The organism is Thermosporothrix hazakensis, from assembly GCF_003253565.1.
Taxonomy (GTDB): Bacteria; Chloroflexota; Ktedonobacteria; order Ktedonobacterales; family Ktedonobacteraceae; genus Thermosporothrix; species Thermosporothrix hazakensis.
On sequence record NZ_QKUF01000001.1, the window covers coordinates 848,248 to 867,108 of the forward strand.

Consider the following 18,861-nt stretch of genomic DNA (forward strand, 5'->3'; position numbering starts at 1 on the left):
ATGGGGTTTATCTTCATTATAGCATATTTCTCTGCTTACTTCAATTCTAAAATGAAACGATACTGCGCCCTTTAACGCCATTCTACGTACCTTGCCAAACGATCCGGCAACCGTACGATTCGACATCCTCGCACAGGCTACTCAGCATTCTCACCATTCTCCTATAAAAAAAGCCGGTATCCAGTCGATACCGGCCATCCATTCAGTCTACACGGGGAGGTCCCTGTCTGATCCGTCGACGCAAGGTCTCGGGATCGCTCGTCGCCCAATCAGATTCCATCCACCACGTTACACCCGCCTCTTGCCAGGGCCGCACCAGCGCCGCCGCCTTCTCGGGATCATCGCCCGGAGTTGTCCCTTCCCAGACAATCTCAAATGGCGTGTCTGCCACACGATGCTGAACAACATATTCCCTGATCGCTCGCGTGTCATCGGGCGTCATCTCCGCCCGGGGTTTCGTGGGGATGACGCCATCATAGCGTAACGCCCGCTGCATTGACTTATGATATGGCCAGGCCCCGATCACCCAGATGGGAATATGGCTCAAAGGAGTAGGCCGAAAGCGCATCTCATCGAGCTGATAGTGCTTGCCCTGATAGGAAAACGGCTCCCCGCTCCACAGTCCGGTCAGAATCTCCAGACTCTCATCAAGCAGTTCCGCCCGCTCTTTCAGGTCCGTCACCTCACCCACCTTTGAAAAACCGCCATCATCAAGCGCCCCCAACCCAACAGAGAGCGTGAAACGCCCCCGGGAAAGATGATCAAGCGTGAGCGCCTCACGCGCGACCTTCCACGGACGCCGCCTTGAAAGCGGGGTGACAATCGCGCTAAGACGAATGTGCTGCGTACGCAGAGCCATTGCTGCCATCACAATCCAGGGATCATACACATGTTCCGCTTGCTCGATATAGATTCCATCCCAGTAGAAAGCGCCATCCCATCCCGCCTGTTCCGCCTCATATGCCAGCTCAGCGACCGTGTGTACATCCCCACAGGAGATGATAAAGCCGTACTTCATTCCACTCTGCTCCTCTCTAATGCCCATAACAGATTTGCGCTGTTTCCAGCATAGCAGCAGAAGGATGTCATCTCCCGTCATATTTAGCGGGAAAGTGTCAGCTTCAGGGAGGCGCCCCGCTGGATCCCCAGCGTTGCCGCCGCATTCCCATTCTGGATAGCAACCGCAACAAAACCGGAACTATCTCCGTAGATAAAGGGGTGAGCCGCACCTCCGGCCTGAGGGGCCGCAAAGGTCGGCCGATACCCTGTCACCCGTACATCGTGCTCGGTAAAGGTCAACTGAGCGGAACGATCGCCATCCAGTTCCGGGACCATCGTTAACGGGATATTTGTAATAATATTGCCAAAATGATCGATATGGACTACAGAGCCCTCGATTTCGGCTCCCGCGCGCACCGGCTCTACAAACTGCAAGCGCTGCAGGGCTTCTGGGGCCAGGGTAGGTCCGAGCTCGGTCAACGCAACGCCACAGGCAAGCGCTGCCGCAGCCGGAGCAAAGATATCGCGTCCGTGGAAGGTCGAGCTTACCTGCGTGAGCCGATAAGCGGGATTCTCCAGCACAACAGCCTGATGTATGGGCTGCTGAGCCAGGATATAGCTGAACAGTCCATTATCGGGGCCGACAAAATACCAGTCGCCGAGGTGCACCGCAATGGGGTGACGCACACTTCCCACGCCCGGATCAACCACACAGAGGAATACCGTTCCTTTCGGGAAATAGCGATAGCTGTTCGCCAGGATCCAGGCGCCGGCGGGGACATCCTGTGGCGCTATTTCATGGGTGATATCAACCATTTGTGCATGCGGCTCGGTATCAAGCATGACACCTTTCATCACGCCAACATAGCCATCAGCAGTACCGAAATCGGTCAGTAAAGCAATAATCGGTTGTTTCATGTGTATCTCATTCTCTCCTTGATGGTGATTTTCGCTAAACACACAGTATGGGCAAGTATGGCAAAGGTAGAAATAGGATACCTGAGTTTATGCCTTTCTATGACAAGCCCTTCCTACGCATTAAGAAGGGCCTTATATATCATAAGTCATACTTGCTATGACAATGCCAGATAGATGTGCTATACTAGCGGCAATGTAGCCATACTTCAAAGAAACTGCGAATAAACACGCTGTAAATCTGTTGGAAATTTATACAAGACGAGCCAGCGACCGGAGCGATACAGGTTATGAATGTCAGTACTGGTGGACCGCATATTCTACTATTTGAACGAGATCAACAACTGGCGGGATTGCTGACCAGTGAACTTCAGCTTGCAGGCTATGAGTGTCATACGGCACGCACCGCAGTTGAGGTATTTGACACCATTGCACATCAGCCAATTCGTCTGATTCTCGTGAACATATCTCAGGCGGCGGCTGCACGTCGAGAGTTCTGGGTGGCTCTGGATACGCAGCGCCGGGGCCGAGGTATTCAGGTCCTTACATTTAATTGTACAAACATCGCAGGATATGGGGCACGCGAGTTTGAAGATGGCGGTCAATCATCCACCGCAGATCTAGAAGTTGACGGCATGATCGGCATTATGAGCCTGGTCGATGCCGTGCGTTCTCGTGTTCCGAATCAGACAGTGTCTGCCCCCTCTGGTAATTCAACATTGCCACGTGTTCCGAGGGTTCCACCACCACCACCGATGTCGCCTACAACCCCCTCCTCGCCGCGCTCCGTCATGTCAGGTGCGTATACAACCAGTACCAATCAGGCTGGCGGTAATACCGCCCAACGCTTCCCGTCTTCACCAGATTATAACCCATACGCACCCCCACGGAGCAACCAGCCTTTTCCGGGGAATACAGCGGCGTCAGGCAACGATATAGAACATACTGTGCAGACGACCTCTTATACCGACAAAATACGCGCTGTTCTCTATCCCAACCAGCGCAACTGGACAACGCAACAGGGCAATGAGCCCGAAACCGAGCCTGTCGACAACAACAAACCTGCTTATGAGTACCAGACGCCTTCAAAGGCAAACGAATCAACGATTCTTCAGCGTCTGGCAAGCGGGCAGGAGCCCTCTGATCCCGCCAACGAGTCCGGTCTGGCGCAGCTCTCACGGCTGGTCCAGTCGCGTCAGCCTATTCCCAATGAGCCGCCCGTTGCACCGGAACCGAGCACCGTTACCTACAACACAAATACACCCTTCAATCAACCGGTACCACCCGCGTTCACCCAACCCGAGCCACAGCCACAAACGCCTGAAGAGTTTGTGCCATCCGGCTTCCATGCGGTGCAACAACAACAGTCACAGCTTGACCCTTACAATCCTCAGCCCATCGAGGAGCCGCAGCCTGACACCTTCGTGCAATCGGGCATTCACACCACGCTGACAGGGATGCGCATGCTTCAGTCGAGCGCCGAAGGGGTACGCACCATCAAGCCAAACGAAGATAGCATCGCCTCGCAGCCGTTACGCGCTGCCCCGATTCAGGATATTCCGGTTGAACGGCCCGGCTCACAGAATCAGCGACGTACCGAGCCACAGACTCAACCCGCACCGGCAACCAATACGCCGCTGGCTTCGATCGCCTCGGCAACCGTCGCCTCCAGCACACCGCCCCGTACAACTGCGCAATCTCTCAAGGTGGAGACAACCGTCAGAGAGGAAGAGGACAACGAGCAAGAGGAGCAGATCTTCCCGATCAGCAAAAACGAGCCCAATACCGAAACAAAGGGCAACAGCAATCAGGCCCTCGTCGAGCAGATCAAGGCCGAGATCAAAAAGGTTGCCAATGAGCCATTGAACGAGAGTGAGACGTCCAAAGGGCCCAATAATGCTGTGCTGATGAATATCATGCAGAGCCTGCCGCCCATGCCAGCACCAACCGCTCAGGCTCCCCAGCCACAGGTGCTGAACGGACATGCGACGCGCACACTCAATAGTGTGTTACTTGAAGGACATCTGGTGCCTGAGAGTCGCCTTCAGGTCGCGCAGAATATCCAGCGTATGCTTCGTGGCGTTGATCTCAACTACCAGCTTGGCGAAATCCTGTTAATGTTCAAGCTGCTCACACCGGATCAACTGCTTGCCGCTAGCCTGCTCAGTCATGGCCTGATCACCACGGCACAGATCGCTGCTCTTGGCCGCATTCGGCAAGAGCTCCATTCCATCGGCCTTGAATACGATTTGGAGAACCTGCTGATCCTGTTCAGAATCCTCACACCAGAACAGATTCGCGAAGTCAAATCAGAATGGCAGGGATAAAAAGACAGGAGGGAAAGCGCGCCTTCCCTCCCTGTCTCCCGGTTCATCAGTCCTCCGGTGCAATTCGCTCTATCTGTGCTCCAAGCTGCCGTAATTTCCAGTCGAGATGCTCATAACCTCGCTCGATATGCTCGATGCCATACACCTCGGAAACACCTTCCGCACAAAGCGCTGCCAGAATGTAGGAACAGCCCGCCCGGATATCAGGGATCAGCAGACGGGTCCCCTTGAGTGGTGTTGGACCGTTGATCACACAGCTATGCCGATGCTCTTTTGAGCGGAAACGGCAGGGCACCTCACCCAGACATTTGGTAAAGAGGCCGATCTGCGCCCCCATACCAATCAGCGCCTCGGTATAGCCAAAGCGATCTTCGTAGATCGTCTCGTGCACCACAGACATGCCTTTTGCCTGCGTCAACAGCACAGTAAAGGGCTGCTGCCAGTCGGTCATAAACCCCGGGTGCACATCGGTTTCCAGCGCGATTGCAGGCGGCGGCGTCTCACGCCCGATAAAACGAATCCCCTCGTCATCGACCTCGAAGCGAAGCCCCATTTTCGAGAGCGTATTCAGGAAGGTGAGCAGTGTGTCCTGCTGTGCGCGCCGCAAATAGACATCACCCCGCGTCAGGTAGGCAGCGATTGCCAGCGAGACGGCCTCGTTGCGATCACTGAGCAAGGTATGCACCGCGCCATGCAGCCGCTCAACGCCTTCAATGACAATACGCCGATCTACCTTGATTTCAATGATCGCGCCCATTTTTTGCAGCAGCTTGATCAGGTCGATAATCTCGGGCTCAGTCGCAGCATTCTCAATGATGGTCACCCCACGAGCCAGCGAAGCCGAGATCAGGAAGTTCTCCGTTGCCATCACGCTCGGGAAGGGGAGCTTGATTGTGGTACCGCGTAGTCCGTTGGGAGCGGAACAGAAGTAATGGCCGTCCTTCTCAATAATTACAGCCCCCATCTGGCGCAACCCATTGATATGAAAGTCAATCGGGCGTGGTCCGATCCGATCACCTCCGGGAGCCGGAATAGTGACCTCGCCGCGCCGATGGAGCAGGGGACCAAGAGTCAGGACCGCAATACGGTTCAGGCCACCCACCTCCGTTGAAATAACCGTCTTCTGCACATCTGGCGTCCGAATCGAGAGCGTATGGTCCTCTAGCGACAGCTCAGAACCGATATCCTCGCAGAGCTTCATTGTCAGGTACATATCGCCAAGCAAGGGGACATTGCGCAATATACACTGTTCGTCGGTGAGCAGAGAGGCAATAATCATTTTCGTGACGGCATTCTTTGCCCCACTGATGACAACCTCTCCTTCAAGTGCAGTTCCTCCTGTGATCCGATAATACGGCCCACGTTGAGACGATGCAGTAGTGAGTTCCATTCAACAACCTTTCTGTTTCATGCACTTTTTAATACCGACCGGAGTTCCCGGGGGCCTTATAGAGCCAGCGCAACGCATTGAGCTTTGAGCCACGCACCGCCATATGCGACCGGCGCGTACGCGCCCGCTCCCGATCAAGCGAGTCCAGCAGGTCCAGAAAATGGTTGACGCTCTGGGCCACGCCCTCAACCATCAGGTAACCCGAGGGCTTTACTGCATCGCCAACCAGATACAGTCCCTGTACGTGCGTTTTTGGTGAGACATCTTCTCCCTGTGAGAGACGATTTACCGGCCATTCACCCCGATAGGTGCCCATTGTCAGCACCCGGCAGTGCTTCTCAAATGTCTCTCCAAACAGCATGCGGAGATCAGCCAGTGCTAAAGCCTTTTCCTCTTCCACATTGTGACTTTGAATCACCTGATGCGTAATCAACAGATGTTTTCCAGGAGGCGCCAATGAAGGGTCACTGTTTGTCGGCTGCACGATCCCGGCAATACGCTTTGTATCCAGGCAATACATAATCCCACGATGCGGGATCAGCGAGACATCACTGAGCACATGTACTTTCAGGCCAACGGCTTCCCTGATCGTGGGCTCACCTCTCAGTGGCGCCTCCATTGCCGGATTTTTCAGTTCTTTTAACAATGCTGCCTGCGTGATCCGTCGGTTCTCTAGCAGGGCATCCGTGGCGCGTGGGCCAATATCACTGACAACCAGCGGAGCATAGACAGTTCGCTCTTCTCCGCTCGTCTTCTGTAAGAAACGCACCCCGGACACCTTGCCCTCTTCCTGCAGAATCTGGCGCACTTCACAGGAATGCAAGATCTCTCCCCCCTGCTTGATAACATGTTGCTCCAGCCGTTTCGATAGCGCTCCACATCCACCATCCACAATCGCTGGCGCACCAAAGCGAAACATATTCTTTGTCGTCTGGATCACTTCAGCAGTGCTGACCTGATGCAGTTCAAGGCTGAGCGCAAAGCGCGAGATACGCTCGAAAAAGGCGACCAGTTGCGGGTTACGCTTCACGTTGATATGCCGCTCCAGCCAACGATCAAAGGGCAAATCGCGCTCATCTGCGGGCAGAGGACGGAAAAACATCAACCACCCCAGACGCAGGAACCAGCCAAACTGACGCGGTCCGAGAAAGCGCGATACACCCAGGAGCCCGCGCACACGGTGTTGTTTGCCATGAACATGAAAGGAACCAAAAACATCGGCATCAAAAAAGCGATAGGGAACGCGCAACCGACTGAGCATGTGCGCCAGAACGCCACTGCTTCCAAACGGCACCATATGCACGGCCCCTGTGCTTACCTGAACACCCTGAAAGGTTTTGGCGGTAAAGCGGCCCCCACTATGATTCAGGCGTTCCAGCACGAGCACGTGCTTGTTCCGCTGAACCAGATGGGCGGCGGCAAGCAAGCCCCCCAGACCCGCGCCGATGACGATAGCATCATAGCGCTCACTGGCCGGGAGGACTGGTGCGAGATTCTGTGATAGCTGTTCTTGCATGTAACAAGTCCGAATATATATCTGAATTTCTTGATCGAAAAGAGCGTGTGGTTTGTATCTCCAGAGAGGAATTCTAATAGCAAAGAGGAGGCACCCGCAAGAGGGTGCCTCTCAAGGTTGATTGTTCTTTGTATCAGACTGGAAGAATAGAGCGTCTTCCTTAGCCCTGCGACTCATCACCGATCATCTTGCGCAACAGCGAATTGCACTCGGCCATTGTGTTCAACACGGCCTGGTGAATCTGGAAGACCTTGTTCAGCTCACGCGCTTTGCGAGCAAGCTTGGTAACATACTCGATGTCGCGAGGATTGTTCATCACATCTTCCATCAACTGCGAGAGCTCAGCCCATGCCAGCGCCTCACGGCTGCGTGCGACATCAGCAATGGTGTTATCCATCCGCTCCGAAACGCGGCGAATACCGGAACGAAGCTGATTAGCCACACTGGCAACGTCGCTCTCATGCTTGCGCATCGCGTCCTGTGTAGCAACAAACTGATCTTGCAACTCCTTAACCTGACCATCCAGCGAACTCAGGGCAGCGATCACGCTGCTCAGATCCGGCAGTTCCGGCTGAGAGATAGAAGTCAGGCGACCGAAAGTAACATTGGGATCATTATTGAGGATCGGGGTAGGCGGCACAAGATCGAGCTCAGGAGAAGAGGTCTTCTGGGTCTTCTCAACCTGCGGCGTATAAACGGGCTTTTCCGGCTCTTCTTCCTGTATAGTTGGTATGTCTTCAACAGGAACAGCAGGCTCCTCGGTTGCGGGCACCATCCCCTCCTGATCTGTAAAGGAGTAGGAGTCGGAAGACGAGCCATGCAAAGCATTCGCTTCGGGGTCAGACATCGAGAACGTGGCATACTCCTCCGCGTCCTCGGTTGTCGGGATGGTGGCATTCGCGTCGGCATTGGTGCGATACGTATGATCGATACTGGATTCATCAACGCTGACAGTCGGAAAGTCAGCGACATCATCCGCAACTGAGCCGGGAGCGCGGAAGATCAGTTCATGCTCTCCAATGCCGATATGATCGTTCTCGCGCAGCTGATGCACAGCGTTCTCCTCAAGCTGCTGTCCGTTGACAAAGGTGCCATTCGCACTGTGCTCATCTCGCAAGAAATACTGACCATTCTCAAAAGTGACCAGTGCATGCCGGCGTGAGGTCAGCTTATCTTTCGATAACAATATATCACTATTTGGTGCGCGCCCTATTGTAATTTCAGCTTTATCGAGCACGTATTCCTGAATATCGTGTCCATCCTCGGAGCGCAGAATAAAGCGAGCAGGCTCCTCAATTTTCTCCATAGTCGCATTCGCGACCGGCGCTGCCTGATAAGCGGGTTCTTGTTCGGAGTTCCCGGAAACAGTCGGGGCCATTGGATCGGACCAACCACGAGCAGGCACGGTACCCGCCTCCTGTCCAGATGGACTCCATTCATCCTGATTTGCCAGAGTGGGCTCACCTGCGCCCGCAGGGATTGACTGTTGAGGCACGGCAGGGGTTCCATGCAGGCGATTGCCGCAGTTCAAGCAAAAATTATCCTCTGGCCGCGTATCGGCCCCACAAAAGGGACACTTATCCATGATAAAAGTTCCTCCCATTCGTTGCACGCAATGATTTCGCAACGTACGCGCACAAAAACTTCTGTCATTATATCAAAAGTACAAGTTAAGAGTCGAGGGCGACGCGACTGATCCCGCATGAAAACAGCCAACATGACAGACTACAGAGTAGTTCATATCCTTCTAGAGAGTAAAACGAAACATTCGCCCTGTATCGTGAACACACCCCATGAAGGAAGTGGAGGTTCCCATCACCTCGGTCTTTATAGCACTTCTGCTTTTCACTTTCTTGTACGGGTCGACAGGGAGAAAAGAGTACCCCTCTCTTCCCTTCTTCCCACAGAAAAGATTACTATTATGAGCAATGTAGACAAAAGCAGGGAGTACTATTCTCCCCTTTTTGCAAAAAGTATACTCTTTACAAACGGGCCAAACTATGAAATAGTTCTCATCCCGTTCTGATGGCAGGGGACTTTACAGCAGCCAGATTTAATGCTACCATTACAATTCACCAACGACGAAATAGACATGAGAGCCTTTTTTACCTTTCTTGGCACATAAGTGAGGGGGGTGGCGGGGAGGACGACAATACAAACAAGCGCTCAGTTTCAGAAACAACGAGAGAGCCACCCATCTGGTGAACAACAAAGCCAGTATTTTTCTTTTCAAGAGAGATTAGTTGAAGCAAACGAGAAGAGAGGGGCCTTCTGTGCCATAGATATGAATGCAAAACAAATCTGGCAAACAGCAATAGAACGTCTACAAGCAAAAGTACCCCATAATATTTTTACGACGTGGTTTCAGGGTACCACCGGGCTTTCTTTTCAGGATGGCGTCTTTACCGTTGGTGTCTCCACCCCTTTTGCAAAATCACATCTGGAACACCGCTTTGCTGACCCCATCCGTTTCGCGCTCGGCGAAGTGATCGGGAACCCGGTCGAAGTACAAATCGTCGTAGCCAAAGAACGCCCACAGACGGAAGCTACAACCGATATCCTTTTCTCTCCTCCCCGACGGCCTCACCGCCTGGGGAAACATCGTCCGTCCCTGGTACAGCGCGAGAAACATCTTGCTGAGACGGGGGCTAACCCAAAGGGGTTCATTCTTCCGCTCCAGCGCCTGAACAAAGACTCGGTCAACCAGCCTGCTCAGGAGCAGACCTGGGACGATGAGCCGCCTGCCCGCTCGCCGATTCAGATCCCGGCAACCCCTGGACTTAAAACGGTCAAATCGTCAACACCCTATACCGGAGAAAGCCAACTGAACCCACGCTATACCTTCGACGCCTTTATTGTGGGGAAATCAAATCAGCTTGCCCATGCAGCCTCAAAGGCCGCAGCAGAGAAACCCGGGCAGATCTATAATCCACTCTTCCTGTATGGCGGAGTCGGCCTGGGCAAAACTCACCTGCTCCATGCTGTTGGACATGAGGGAGAGTCCAAAGGCCTGACTGTCCTGTATGTTACCTCTGAAAAATTTACCAATGAGATTATTAATGCCATTCGGTATCAGAAAACAGAGGAGTTCCGGGCCAAATACCGCCAGATAGATATCTTGCTGGTCGATGATATTCAGTTCATCGCAGGCAAAGAGTCTACAGAAGAGGAGTTCTTTCATACCTTTAATACCCTGCATAACGCAAACAAGCAGATTGTTGTCACCAGCGACCGTCCCCCTAAAGCGATTCACAGTTTGCAGGATCGCCTGCGCTCACGCTTTGAATGGGGTCTTCTGGCCGATGTCCAACCACCAGAATATGAGCATCGATTGGCAATTCTTCGCTCTAAAACCGAGCTTCTGCATTTCCCCGTCCCAAATGAGGTGATAGAGTATATTGCTCGGCCCGAACGCGCAAATGTGCGTGAGCTGGAGGGCGCTTTGAATCGCGTGATCGCCTACGCCACGCTGCACAACGTCGATATCACAACTCACATCGCCGAAGCTGCGCTGGAAAACCTCTATACGGAACGAAAGCATACTCCCATCAAGCTAACGGTCGAAGAGGTATTGGAGGGCGTCTGTCGCTACTATAATGTCGAGATAGAGCGGATTCGCAGTAAACAACGCGATCGCGAGATTGCCTGGCCCCGGCAGGTGGCAATGTATTTGATGCGCGAAGAGACAACCGCTTCCTTGCAGCAAATCGGCGCGGCTCTTGGCGGACGCGACCATACCACCATTATGCACGGGTGGGAAAAGGTCCAGGCTGAGATCAAAAACAATGAGCGCGTGCGCCACGAGATCGCTGCCGTGCTGGAATCCTTGCAACACAGGCCGTAAGAGCGATAGGGCCTGTGTTGCCCCCCTTTTTCAAGAAGCGCTAAAGTGCGCTGGAACTTGCCTTCCCCTTCAAGCGTAGATGGAGCAGATAGCATTCTCTACTCTTCTAAAAGCTTTCTTGCAGCGGAATACTGTAGCCTTTCCCCTCGCTGGACACTATAATAAGGCTGCAAACCATACCAAATTTTCGGGTAGGAGACTTGTATGCAACAGCAACAACAGCAGCAATATGGAGATTTTGACCTTCTGGCTGTATTTCGCGATGAGAGCCAGGCAAATACAGCCATTGAGAAATTGTATAAAGCTGGCTTCGACAAAGACGAAGTTCATCAGCTCAGTGAAGGATCATATGGAGCAGGCGAGTTTCGCGTCCACGGGCCACAGGATCGAAGCGAAATGTTTCGTCAGGTCACGGTAACACGCCCGAATCCCGTGCTTATTATCGTACTCGCCGTTATCTTTGCCGTGGTCCTCGGGGCGCTGGCCTTTGCCGCTACCTTTGCCCTGCCCTCGATTCCCGCGCCGCTTCTGATTACCATCGGTGTGGTGCTCGGTGTGGTGATTGGTGCGCTTATTGGCTTTACCCGCCGCAAAACCGTTGGCGCAATCGGACAGAAGACAGCACAACCCGCACCGTCCCCAACTCGTGCAAATGGCAAGGCGAAGAACGTCGTTGCCCTGCGCTTCCATGAGCCCGTCAATATCAGCCGCAAGTCGAAGGCCAGAGCCATCCTGTTGAACAGCGAGGGCAAAATAGACCGCAGCGTTGGCCGTCAGGAATGAGCAAACCACGACTCCCCCGCCTGAGAGCAGTCAGGCGGGACTTTTTTTGGTCCGGATAAGGCGTTCGGGCTAGTCCCGGAAAGGGGTTTCAGGGCCATTCCAGGCGCTCAAGCAGCCGCACGAAGCGAAGGAGAGCAGAAGAAAGGCAGTTGAGAGTGAATTTTCCACACTTCTCCTAAGAAAGGGGCCTGCCCACTGGCAAAATAAAAAAGACTTGTTTACAATAGTCTATAGCATGCTTAGTGTTCCAGCTACGTGTTAATCGAGGAAAACGGAGAGTTGTAGCATGCCCCAGGATGTGGGTTTTTCACCCCTCAACTCGCTCAATCCAGAAGAGATAGTGCGGGAAAGAGTACAACTGCTTCCCCCGTACAAGGTTATCCTGTTCAATGATGACCATAACGATATGATGCACGTCGTGTATGCGCTGCTCGAAACCGTCAACTCGTTGACGATGAAAGAGGCAACGCATATTATGCTCACTGCGCATCTCACCGGGCAAGCGGTTGTTGTTGTCTGTCCGAAGGAATTAGCTGAGTTTTATCAAGAACGCTTGATCGATTACGGCTTAACCGCAACGATTGAGCCAGATTAGCTGTAGTGTTCCAGGCGGCCTCTATCGGTCGCCTTTTGCTTTGTACCGATTGCGACGGGCAGTAACGGGAAAGATGTACAACATCTCCATACTTCGAGCGTATAAATAAAGAGGAGAGACGATTAAGACGCTGTAGTCTGGAACAGAGAGGAAAATAATACAGGTGGACTGCTCCATTGACTCAGAGAAGCGCCGGTATTACAATCCTGTAGGACACAAACCCGACAAGCGAGCTTGCTGACATTGCAGGAACTCACTCTACCGGGTAGTCAATGATGCTGTTTTATCATGCTCCACCAGGAGGAAATCTATTATGGTTCACTTATGGGGTTCCCGCGCCAAAGAAGAGACGGTGATGAGCAAATCTGCTCTAGGTGAGGGTGCCACCGGGGATATAGAAGTTGTAATCTGCGGCGATAAACTCGATTACAACCTTGTCTACCTGGCCTGTCAAATGGCGAAAGGAGCCAAACGTAAGGTCCATCTTGTTCATGTGATTGAGGTTCCACGAGCACTGCCCCTGAAAGCTGTTCTCACTGAGGAGTCTGAACGAGCTGACAAACTACTCAATTCTGCAATGGAGATCGCCCAACGCGTGGGATGTGAAGCAATACCCGAGATAGTCCAGGCTCGCGATGCGGGACCGGCTATTGTTGATGAGGCCAGAGACCATCACTGTGCACTGATCCTGATTGGACTGGTACGTAACAGTAATCGTACAGATCTGGGCAAAACGGTTCCCTATGTACTGGCAAATGCGCCCTGCCGCGTCTGGCTGGTGCAGGACCCGGCACCGCAAAAGGTGATGGCTCAGGTCTGATCTCTACATCAAAAAGAGAGGCTCCCCCTCTCTTTTCCCACAATAAAAAAAATGGTAAGAATGGCTCTATGAGCGTTACCACAGAGTCGCTCTTTGTGGTATATTGCATGCTTTTCTTCCCGGACTGAATACGTGTGCTACAATAAAAGCGTGTTACTAGTATCATCGCGCTATTGTTTTCTTGAAAGACACACTTTTCTCAGTCGTCCGGGGAGAGATTGTATGCACACTGACGCCAATACAACTAATGTTCCGCGCCGCTCACATAAAGATTATTACACTGCGCTCTATCAGGCCGCACTGACCTTTACTTCCAGCCTTGAGCTTGATCAAGTGCTGCAAAGTGTTGTGACCAGCATTACTGAAGCCATGCAGGTTGATGCCTGTGTCCTTCGCCTATTTGATCAGGAAACTGGTCAACTGCACTTGAGCGCCGTTTATGGCCTGAGCGGCCAATACCTTGCAAAAGGCCCTGTAGATATCACCCATAGTGCGATTGACAGTGAAGCGCTTGCCGGAGCCCCCGTCTGCATCACTGATGTTCGTGTAGATAAACGCTTCCAGTATCAGCATGCCGCCAGAGACGAAGGGCTTGTCTCGCTCCTCTGCGTTCCCCTGGAGGTTCATGGAGAGGCGATCGGTGTCTTGCGCGTGTATACAAAACACGAGACCGACTTTAATGAGGATGATATCCAGTTCCTTTCTGTCCTGGGCAGTCTGGCCGCGTTGGCTATCGAAAATGCCCGCTTATATGAAGGCGTCAGGAGTTCCTATCAGGGCGTGATCGGTGCCCTCTGGGGAACACCTTTTACCTCTATGTAGTGACATACAGGTATATATGCTATCAGGAAAAGCAATGAGGGGAGCGCTGGCTGTTTCAGTGCTCCCCTCATTGTAAGCCTCACCGAAGCAGCAATTGCGCCGCCTGCTGTCCCTGATTATGCAGGGCAACAATCTGTTCTATCTCGGCAGGCGTACAGGCGAGCAACAGCTTGATCTCGCTATCTCGTTTCAACATATCTACACAACAGAGGAGCGCCGTCACATGTCGCTCCTCCAGACTTCCCACCCAGACGTCAACACCCTGCCCATCACCCGATGTGGTGCCCGCCAGATATCCATAGTCCAGCGGATAGACCATAGAAGCATAGCGCGGATGCTTGCTCCCCTTTGGCCTGTCAATGACCAGTTCCGTTGTCGAAACCAGCTCATCCAGATAGTGCCAGAAACGTTCTTCGCTCATCACTTCTCCTTATATCAGGGCAGTCGTGAGATGGGGCGAACTGAAGCAGGCGCGCTCACCGCGTTGCTTCCCGGGAACAGGAAACAGACGCGCCGAGAGTTGTTTCCGCCAGCGCAGTGCCAGAGCCGCGACATCAAGCAGAATATGCGCGATCTCTTCCTGCGTACAATCACCCGGCAAGGGCACGGTATCAAGCCCGGTTCCACAGACGCTTGAGTAGAGTAACAACGAATGCAGGTGCACTTTCCGCTCGCTCCAACGCCGCCCCAGAAGCGTATCTTCCAGTACCGGCAACATCAGTCCGTTATATCCACATAGCGGCAACTCGATCGATTGCAATGCAGTAGTCATGGCCGCCGTGACCGCCAGCGACCCGGCAGACCCAAGCTCGCCATAGCCACACGCCTCAATCGCCTCCGCAATACTCTCGTCGGCCATCGGCGCTGGTGAAAGGTCAATGCCACCAAAGCGAACACCAGCCTCCTGTGCCAGCTCCTGACCAAGTGTCACCATTGGAGCCGCTGCCGCATAGCAGCTATTGCGTACCAGCTCTGTGATCTGTACAGGAGTCAGCACCCCCTTCGTTTCGGCCTGCGCTCGCTTAATGGCATCCCTGACCAGACCGGCCCCCTGAACGCCAAGCGTGATGTTTGTCGGCCCCGCATGATAGGCCGCAGGAAAGAACGGTCCTCCCGGTTTTACGCAGGCAAGCAACGCAAAGCGGAAGTTCCCAAAACCCTCGTCGGTCTCAAGCGCCAGCCGCCGCATCACATGCGCCGTCAGCATCGCTGCCTGATAGGATAACTCCCGTTCGACAAGCACCGTAGCACTGAGCGCCGTAGTCGTGATCAGCATATCAGCCAGTGTATCAAAGCTGGCGGTCGCTGCTTCCTCGGCACGGAGAGGCCCAATCGAGCAATACTCAATTCCCTCTTTCTCTAACAACCGCTGTAGCTCCTGTGCATACGCTTGAATCTGTGCAATTGACCAGCCTGTAAGATCATCAAAGAGCGGGCGCGTTGAGAACCGCAGCGTCTGTACTGTATAGCCCTGCTCCTGAAACTGTTGCCCGATACGCCGGACTAGCGCCGCGGCACGCTGAATCTGCTGCTCCTTGAGCGGATGAGCCTCTGAAATACCAAGCGTAATAGCACGAATAGGTGGGTATGGCATTGCTTTTTCCTCTTTTCTTTGCTTGCTCTTGAATTACAAGATAGGTACTTACACGCCCTTTGCACGCGATAGGGAAGTCTCCCTTTATCTGCCCAGTATACAGAGGCAGGATTGACGGGCGCAAGCATACCGACTACACTTGAGCTAGAATGCGATGGAGGGGAGTTTTGCTTGAACGTTATGCACACGAATGAACACCTTGCCGATGGACAGCCTGATTGCTTCCTTTGTACCCTGGATAGAAGCAGCCATGCGTTCCATGAAACCCAGATTGAAGGACGGATACTCAGCGCACAGGAAACAAGCTATCAGGGAGAACGTTTCGCAACATTTTTTCTGGACACCGGGAGCCGCTACATTGCCCTTCATCTCTCCCACAGCTACTATCGCAGTCTTGTACAGGCACTGCGTGAGCGACGTGAGGCCATCCGAAAAGCACCACTCAATCTACGTGCCTATCATCTCCCCGCAGAGCCCGAGCCGATAGAACAACAGGGTGTGAGCTGGTATCATTACTTCGGGAATCAATACTCACTGGCGATTCTGGAACCGGACACACTGCTGAACATCACCGACCTGAATCAGGCAGAATATTGCCCACGTCAATATCTTCTGCAACGGCTGCTCCCCTCTCCCTCCTCCATCGAGGCCATACGCGGAAATCTGGTGCATTATTGCTTTAAAGAGCTGCTGAAAGAGCATGACCGCAACCCGGACCCGGGACCGGCCCTGGATATTCTGCAACAGCACCTGGAAGAGGCACTGAAGCTTTACAGTATTGATATCGCTCTGGCACAGTTCACGCCGGATGCGCTCCGTGCCGAGGTACAGCCGCATCTGGAAAGCCTTGCCCGCTGGTATGAGAGTGAACGCACCACCCTGTGGGATCTGGCAACACCCTCCAACGGGCAACAGGTACGCGCTGAAACCTTCCTGCTGGCGCCCGAGATCGGGCTGCGCGGTCGGTTGGACCTGTTCTGGCAACAGGGAGAGCGGCAGCGCCTGCTTGAGTTAAAAACTGGCGGAGCGAATGGAAAGCTCCCGAAGACAGCGCATCGCTGGCAGGTGCTTGGCTATCATGCCCTGCTGGCAGTTCGCCGCGACTCCAAAATGAAGCGCGCTCTCGGTACCCTGCTCTACAGCGGCACACCGGGCCAGGCTCAGACTTTTGGCATTCCCTCAACAATTCGCGAGTTGCAACGCGTTGTAGAGACGCGCAACATCCTTGTCCTGCATCAGATCAGCGCCATTCCCTCACCACCACCCGAGCGCCGCTGCCCGCGCTGTAGCCTGCGCCACGAATGCAACACGATCTCTTCTTTGCTGCAATGGGAACCACCAGATCTCACCGATGATCCGCTTGACGCTGAATCTCCTTTTCCCAACGTTCGAATCAATGAGGAGCGTCCCTTCTTTGCGCACTATTATCACCTGCTCCAACTGGAAGGTAGAGAGGCGGAGAAACAGCAGGCGCAACTCTGGCAGGCTCCCGTTCTGGAACGGATCGAGCGCGGTGTGGCCCTCAGGGGACTGGAACCGCTGGGCGAAGCCAGGGCCGAAAAAGACGGCTGGGAACAGACCTTCCGCTGCATCAATACCTCTGAACTACGCGAGGGCGACGAAATCCTGCTCAGTGACGGCGACCCGATTCGCGGTGAGGTGGTCAGCGGCACGATCCTGAGAATCAGCGCCGAAGAGGTCACGGTCTGGACTCGTGAGCTGATCGCGCATCCGCACCTGATCGACCGCTACTCAAGTGATCTCGTCCATACTCGCACCCTGCAAAATCTAACCCGCTGGCTTCAGGTCGAGCCGCATCTGCGCGATCTGGTTGCCGGAAAGGTTCGGCCCCGCTTCTATGAGCGCCACGTTGAAGGTCGTCCTGAATTCAACATCGAGCAGAACCTTGCGGTGACCCGTGCCCTGCAAATGCGCGACTATCTACTTGTGCATGGTCCTCCAGGAACCGGCAAAACCAGTGTTATTGCGGAGATCGTCAGACGCCTCTGTGCTGAGGGCAAGCGCGTGCTCCTGGCAGCATTTACCAATCAGGCCGTTGACAACATCCTCAAGCGCCTCGAAAAAGAGGGCTTCACCGATTACATTCGCCTGGGGCACGAACGGAGCATCGATCCACAGGTGCAGCATCGCCTGTTGCAAACGCTGGTCGACGATCCTGCAAGCGTACATGAGGTGTTGCAACGCATGCCCGTTATCGCTTCAACCACCGCCACATGGTCATCAGACAAGTATGGTGAAAATGGCCTGCACTTTGATGTGGCCGTCATTGATGAGGCCGGACAACTGACGATTCCCGCAATTCTGGGAGCGCTTCGCTTCGCCAAACGCTTTATCCTTGTTGGGGATGAAAAGCAGCTCCCGCCGCTGGTCCAGAGTCAGGAAGCAGCCGAGCTTGGTTTGAGCGAATCGCTCTTCAGCCAGCTCAAGCGGCTGGATGACGAGTATATGCAACAGGCGCCACAGGCGATCAGCGCTTGCGTGCCGTTACGGGTGCAGTATCGTATGAACAAATGGATCTCTCACTTCGCCTCGCGGGTCTTCTATCAGGACCAGCTTGTAGCAGCACCAGAGATCGCAAACCAGCGCCTCCGCTTCACCAGAAAGCCCGAAAAGCTGTCCGAACCAGAACCAGCCTTTGTCGTCCCGATGCTCGTTCCCGGTCATCCGCTCGTTTTTCTGGATGTGCCGGGCAACGAAGACGAGCACAAAATCAGTACGACAGAGGCACAGGCAGTTAGAGCATTGGTGGGTGGGCTGCTGGCCCGAGGCGTTGCGCCGCAGGATATTGGCATTATCGCCCCCTACCGCGCTCAGGTAGCGCTGCTCAGGCGAACCCTGCTTCAGCCAGATATCAGCTACGAATGGGAGGGAACACCAGACATCAGCATAGATACCGTCGATCGCTTTCAGGGAGGAGAGCGCCCGGTCATTATTATCTCGTTTGCGACCGCACGAGAACCGGCCCGCGACACCCTCCGCCGCGATTTCCTGGTTGATCCGCACCGTCTGAATGTCGCTCTAACCCGGGCACAACAGAAGCTGATGCTGGTTGGCAGCGTAGCAGCACTGGAAAACCTGCCCATTTTCAACCGCCTGATAACCTATTGCCGCAGCATGAAAACGATCACACCCTATCATCCTTCCTGATCTGCAAGCGTTATTGCAAAGATCTATTGCAGCCTGCTACAACTATAGTGTATGCTCAAGAGTATCTACAGAAATGGAGTGTGCGAGC

At 53.8% G+C, this 18,861-nt stretch carries 14 protein-coding genes; 7 read left to right on the plus strand and 7 right to left on the minus strand.

What is annotated here, in order from left to right; translation table 11 throughout:
* Positions 1-202: 202 nt before the first annotated feature.
* Positions 203-1,018 carry an LLM class flavin-dependent oxidoreductase gene (locus EI42_RS03600; RefSeq protein WP_111318884.1) on the minus strand — a complete coding sequence of 272 codons (816 nt, stop codon included), beginning with the start codon at positions 1,016-1,018 and terminating at the stop codon, positions 203-205.
* Positions 1,019-1,101: 83 nt separating this feature from the next.
* On the minus strand, positions 1,102-1,917 hold the full coding sequence (locus tag EI42_RS03605) for an SAM hydrolase/SAM-dependent halogenase family protein (RefSeq protein WP_111318886.1): 816 nt from the start codon (positions 1,915-1,917) through the stop codon (positions 1,102-1,104).
* Between the two features lie 287 nt (positions 1,918-2,204).
* Here EI42_RS03605 and EI42_RS03610 point away from each other — a divergent pair, with 287 nt between their 5' ends.
* Positions 2,205-4,241 carry a hypothetical protein gene (locus tag EI42_RS03610; RefSeq protein WP_111318888.1) on the plus strand — a complete coding sequence of 679 codons (2,037 nt, stop codon included), beginning with the start codon at positions 2,205-2,207 and terminating at the stop codon, positions 4,239-4,241.
* Between the two features lie 46 nt (positions 4,242-4,287).
* On the opposite strand, the gene murA is transcribed toward EI42_RS03610, so the two are convergent.
* The 3 genes from murA to EI42_RS03625 form a co-directional block, all read right to left on the minus strand.
* Positions 4,288-5,631 (minus strand): UDP-N-acetylglucosamine 1-carboxyvinyltransferase, encoded by a 1,344-nt coding sequence (gene murA / locus EI42_RS03615; protein WP_111318890.1) that lies wholly within the window; start codon positions 5,629-5,631, stop codon positions 4,288-4,290.
* A gap of 28 nt (positions 5,632-5,659) precedes the next feature.
* Positions 5,660-7,147 (minus strand): phytoene desaturase family protein, encoded by a 1,488-nt coding sequence (locus EI42_RS03620; protein ID WP_111318892.1) that lies wholly within the window; start codon positions 7,145-7,147, stop codon positions 5,660-5,662.
* A 160-nt stretch (positions 7,148-7,307) separates the two neighbouring features.
* Positions 7,308-8,732 (minus strand): FHA domain-containing protein, encoded by a 1,425-nt coding sequence (locus EI42_RS03625; RefSeq protein ID WP_170142324.1) that lies wholly within the window; start codon positions 8,730-8,732, stop codon positions 7,308-7,310.
* Positions 8,733-9,431: 699 nt separating this feature from the next.
* Between EI42_RS03625 and dnaA the strand changes: the two genes are divergently transcribed.
* The 5 genes from dnaA to EI42_RS03650 all read left to right on the plus strand — a co-directional run bounded on the left by dnaA (position 9,432) and on the right by EI42_RS03650 (position 14,011).
* Positions 9,432-10,991 (plus strand): chromosomal replication initiator protein DnaA, encoded by a 1,560-nt coding sequence (gene dnaA, locus EI42_RS03630; RefSeq protein WP_111318896.1) that lies wholly within the window; start codon positions 9,432-9,434, stop codon positions 10,989-10,991.
* A 204-nt stretch (positions 10,992-11,195) separates the two neighbouring features.
* Complete coding sequence (locus tag EI42_RS03635) at positions 11,196-11,774, plus strand: hypothetical protein (protein ID WP_111318898.1); 579 nt, start codon at positions 11,196-11,198, stop codon at positions 11,772-11,774.
* A gap of 286 nt (positions 11,775-12,060) precedes the next feature.
* Positions 12,061-12,369, plus strand: coding sequence for an ATP-dependent Clp protease adaptor ClpS (locus EI42_RS03640; RefSeq protein WP_111318900.1), 309 nt, complete (start codon positions 12,061-12,063; stop codon positions 12,367-12,369).
* Between the two features lie 313 nt (positions 12,370-12,682).
* A complete protein-coding gene (locus EI42_RS03645; RefSeq protein WP_111318902.1) occupies positions 12,683-13,189 on the plus strand; it encodes a universal stress protein in 507 nt (168 codons plus the stop codon).
* Positions 13,190-13,411: 222 nt separating this feature from the next.
* Entirely contained in the window at positions 13,412-14,011 is a 600-nt protein-coding gene (locus EI42_RS03650) for a GAF domain-containing protein (RefSeq protein WP_111318904.1), read from the plus strand.
* A 79-nt stretch (positions 14,012-14,090) separates the two neighbouring features.
* Here the strand turns inward: EI42_RS03650 and EI42_RS03655 are convergent, their stop codons facing one another.
* The gene (locus EI42_RS03655; protein ID WP_170142325.1) at positions 14,091-14,432 is read right to left on the minus strand and encodes an inorganic pyrophosphatase; all 342 of its coding nucleotides are present in this window, start codon (positions 14,430-14,432) and stop codon (positions 14,091-14,093) included.
* A 9-nt stretch (positions 14,433-14,441) separates the two neighbouring features.
* Positions 14,442-15,605: a DUF711 family protein gene (locus tag EI42_RS03660; RefSeq protein WP_111318908.1), complete on the minus strand. Its 1,164-nt coding sequence runs from the start codon at positions 15,603-15,605 to the stop codon at positions 14,442-14,444.
* A gap of 180 nt (positions 15,606-15,785) precedes the next feature.
* On the opposite strand from EI42_RS03660, the gene EI42_RS03665 reads away from it, so the two are divergent.
* On the plus strand, positions 15,786-18,773 hold the full coding sequence (locus tag EI42_RS03665; RefSeq protein ID WP_111318910.1) for an AAA domain-containing protein: 2,988 nt from the start codon (positions 15,786-15,788) through the stop codon (positions 18,771-18,773).
* The last annotated feature ends 88 nt before the right edge of the window (positions 18,774-18,861 follow it).

What these genes read in the sequence shown, in the direction of transcription:
- EI42_RS03645 (WP_111318902.1), top strand. Translation starts at nt 12,683, where the DNA reads ATGGTTCACTTATGGGGTTCCCGCGCCAAAGAAGAGACGGTGATGAGC.
- EI42_RS03665 (WP_111318910.1), top strand. Translation starts at nt 15,786, where the DNA reads ATGCACACGAATGAACACCTTGCCGATGGACAGCCTGATTGCTTCCTT.
- EI42_RS03610 (WP_111318888.1), top strand. Translation starts at nt 2,205, where the DNA reads ATGAATGTCAGTACTGGTGGACCGCATATTCTACTATTTGAACGAGAT.
- EI42_RS03660 (WP_111318908.1), bottom strand. Translation starts at nt 15,605, where the DNA reads ATGCCATACCCACCTATTCGTGCTATTACGCTTGGTATTTCAGAGGCT.
- dnaA (WP_111318896.1), top strand. Translation starts at nt 9,432, where the DNA reads ATGAATGCAAAACAAATCTGGCAAACAGCAATAGAACGTCTACAAGCA.
- EI42_RS03635 (WP_111318898.1), top strand. Translation starts at nt 11,196, where the DNA reads ATGCAACAGCAACAACAGCAGCAATATGGAGATTTTGACCTTCTGGCT.
- EI42_RS03605 (WP_111318886.1), bottom strand. Translation starts at nt 1,917, where the DNA reads ATGAAACAACCGATTATTGCTTTACTGACCGATTTCGGTACTGCTGAT.
- EI42_RS03655 (WP_170142325.1), bottom strand. Translation starts at nt 14,432, where the DNA reads ATGAGCGAAGAACGTTTCTGGCACTATCTGGATGAGCTGGTTTCGACA.
- murA (WP_111318890.1), bottom strand. Translation starts at nt 5,631, where the DNA reads ATGGAACTCACTACTGCATCGTCTCAACGTGGGCCGTATTATCGGATC.
- EI42_RS03650 (WP_111318904.1), top strand. Translation starts at nt 13,412, where the DNA reads ATGCACACTGACGCCAATACAACTAATGTTCCGCGCCGCTCACATAAA.
- EI42_RS03625 (WP_170142324.1), bottom strand. Translation starts at nt 8,732, where the DNA reads ATGGATAAGTGTCCCTTTTGTGGGGCCGATACGCGGCCAGAGGATAAT.
- EI42_RS03600 (WP_111318884.1), bottom strand. Translation starts at nt 1,018, where the DNA reads ATGAAGTACGGCTTTATCATCTCCTGTGGGGATGTACACACGGTCGCT.
- EI42_RS03640 (WP_111318900.1), top strand. Translation starts at nt 12,061, where the DNA reads ATGCCCCAGGATGTGGGTTTTTCACCCCTCAACTCGCTCAATCCAGAA.
- EI42_RS03620 (WP_111318892.1), bottom strand. Translation starts at nt 7,147, where the DNA reads ATGCAAGAACAGCTATCACAGAATCTCGCACCAGTCCTCCCGGCCAGT.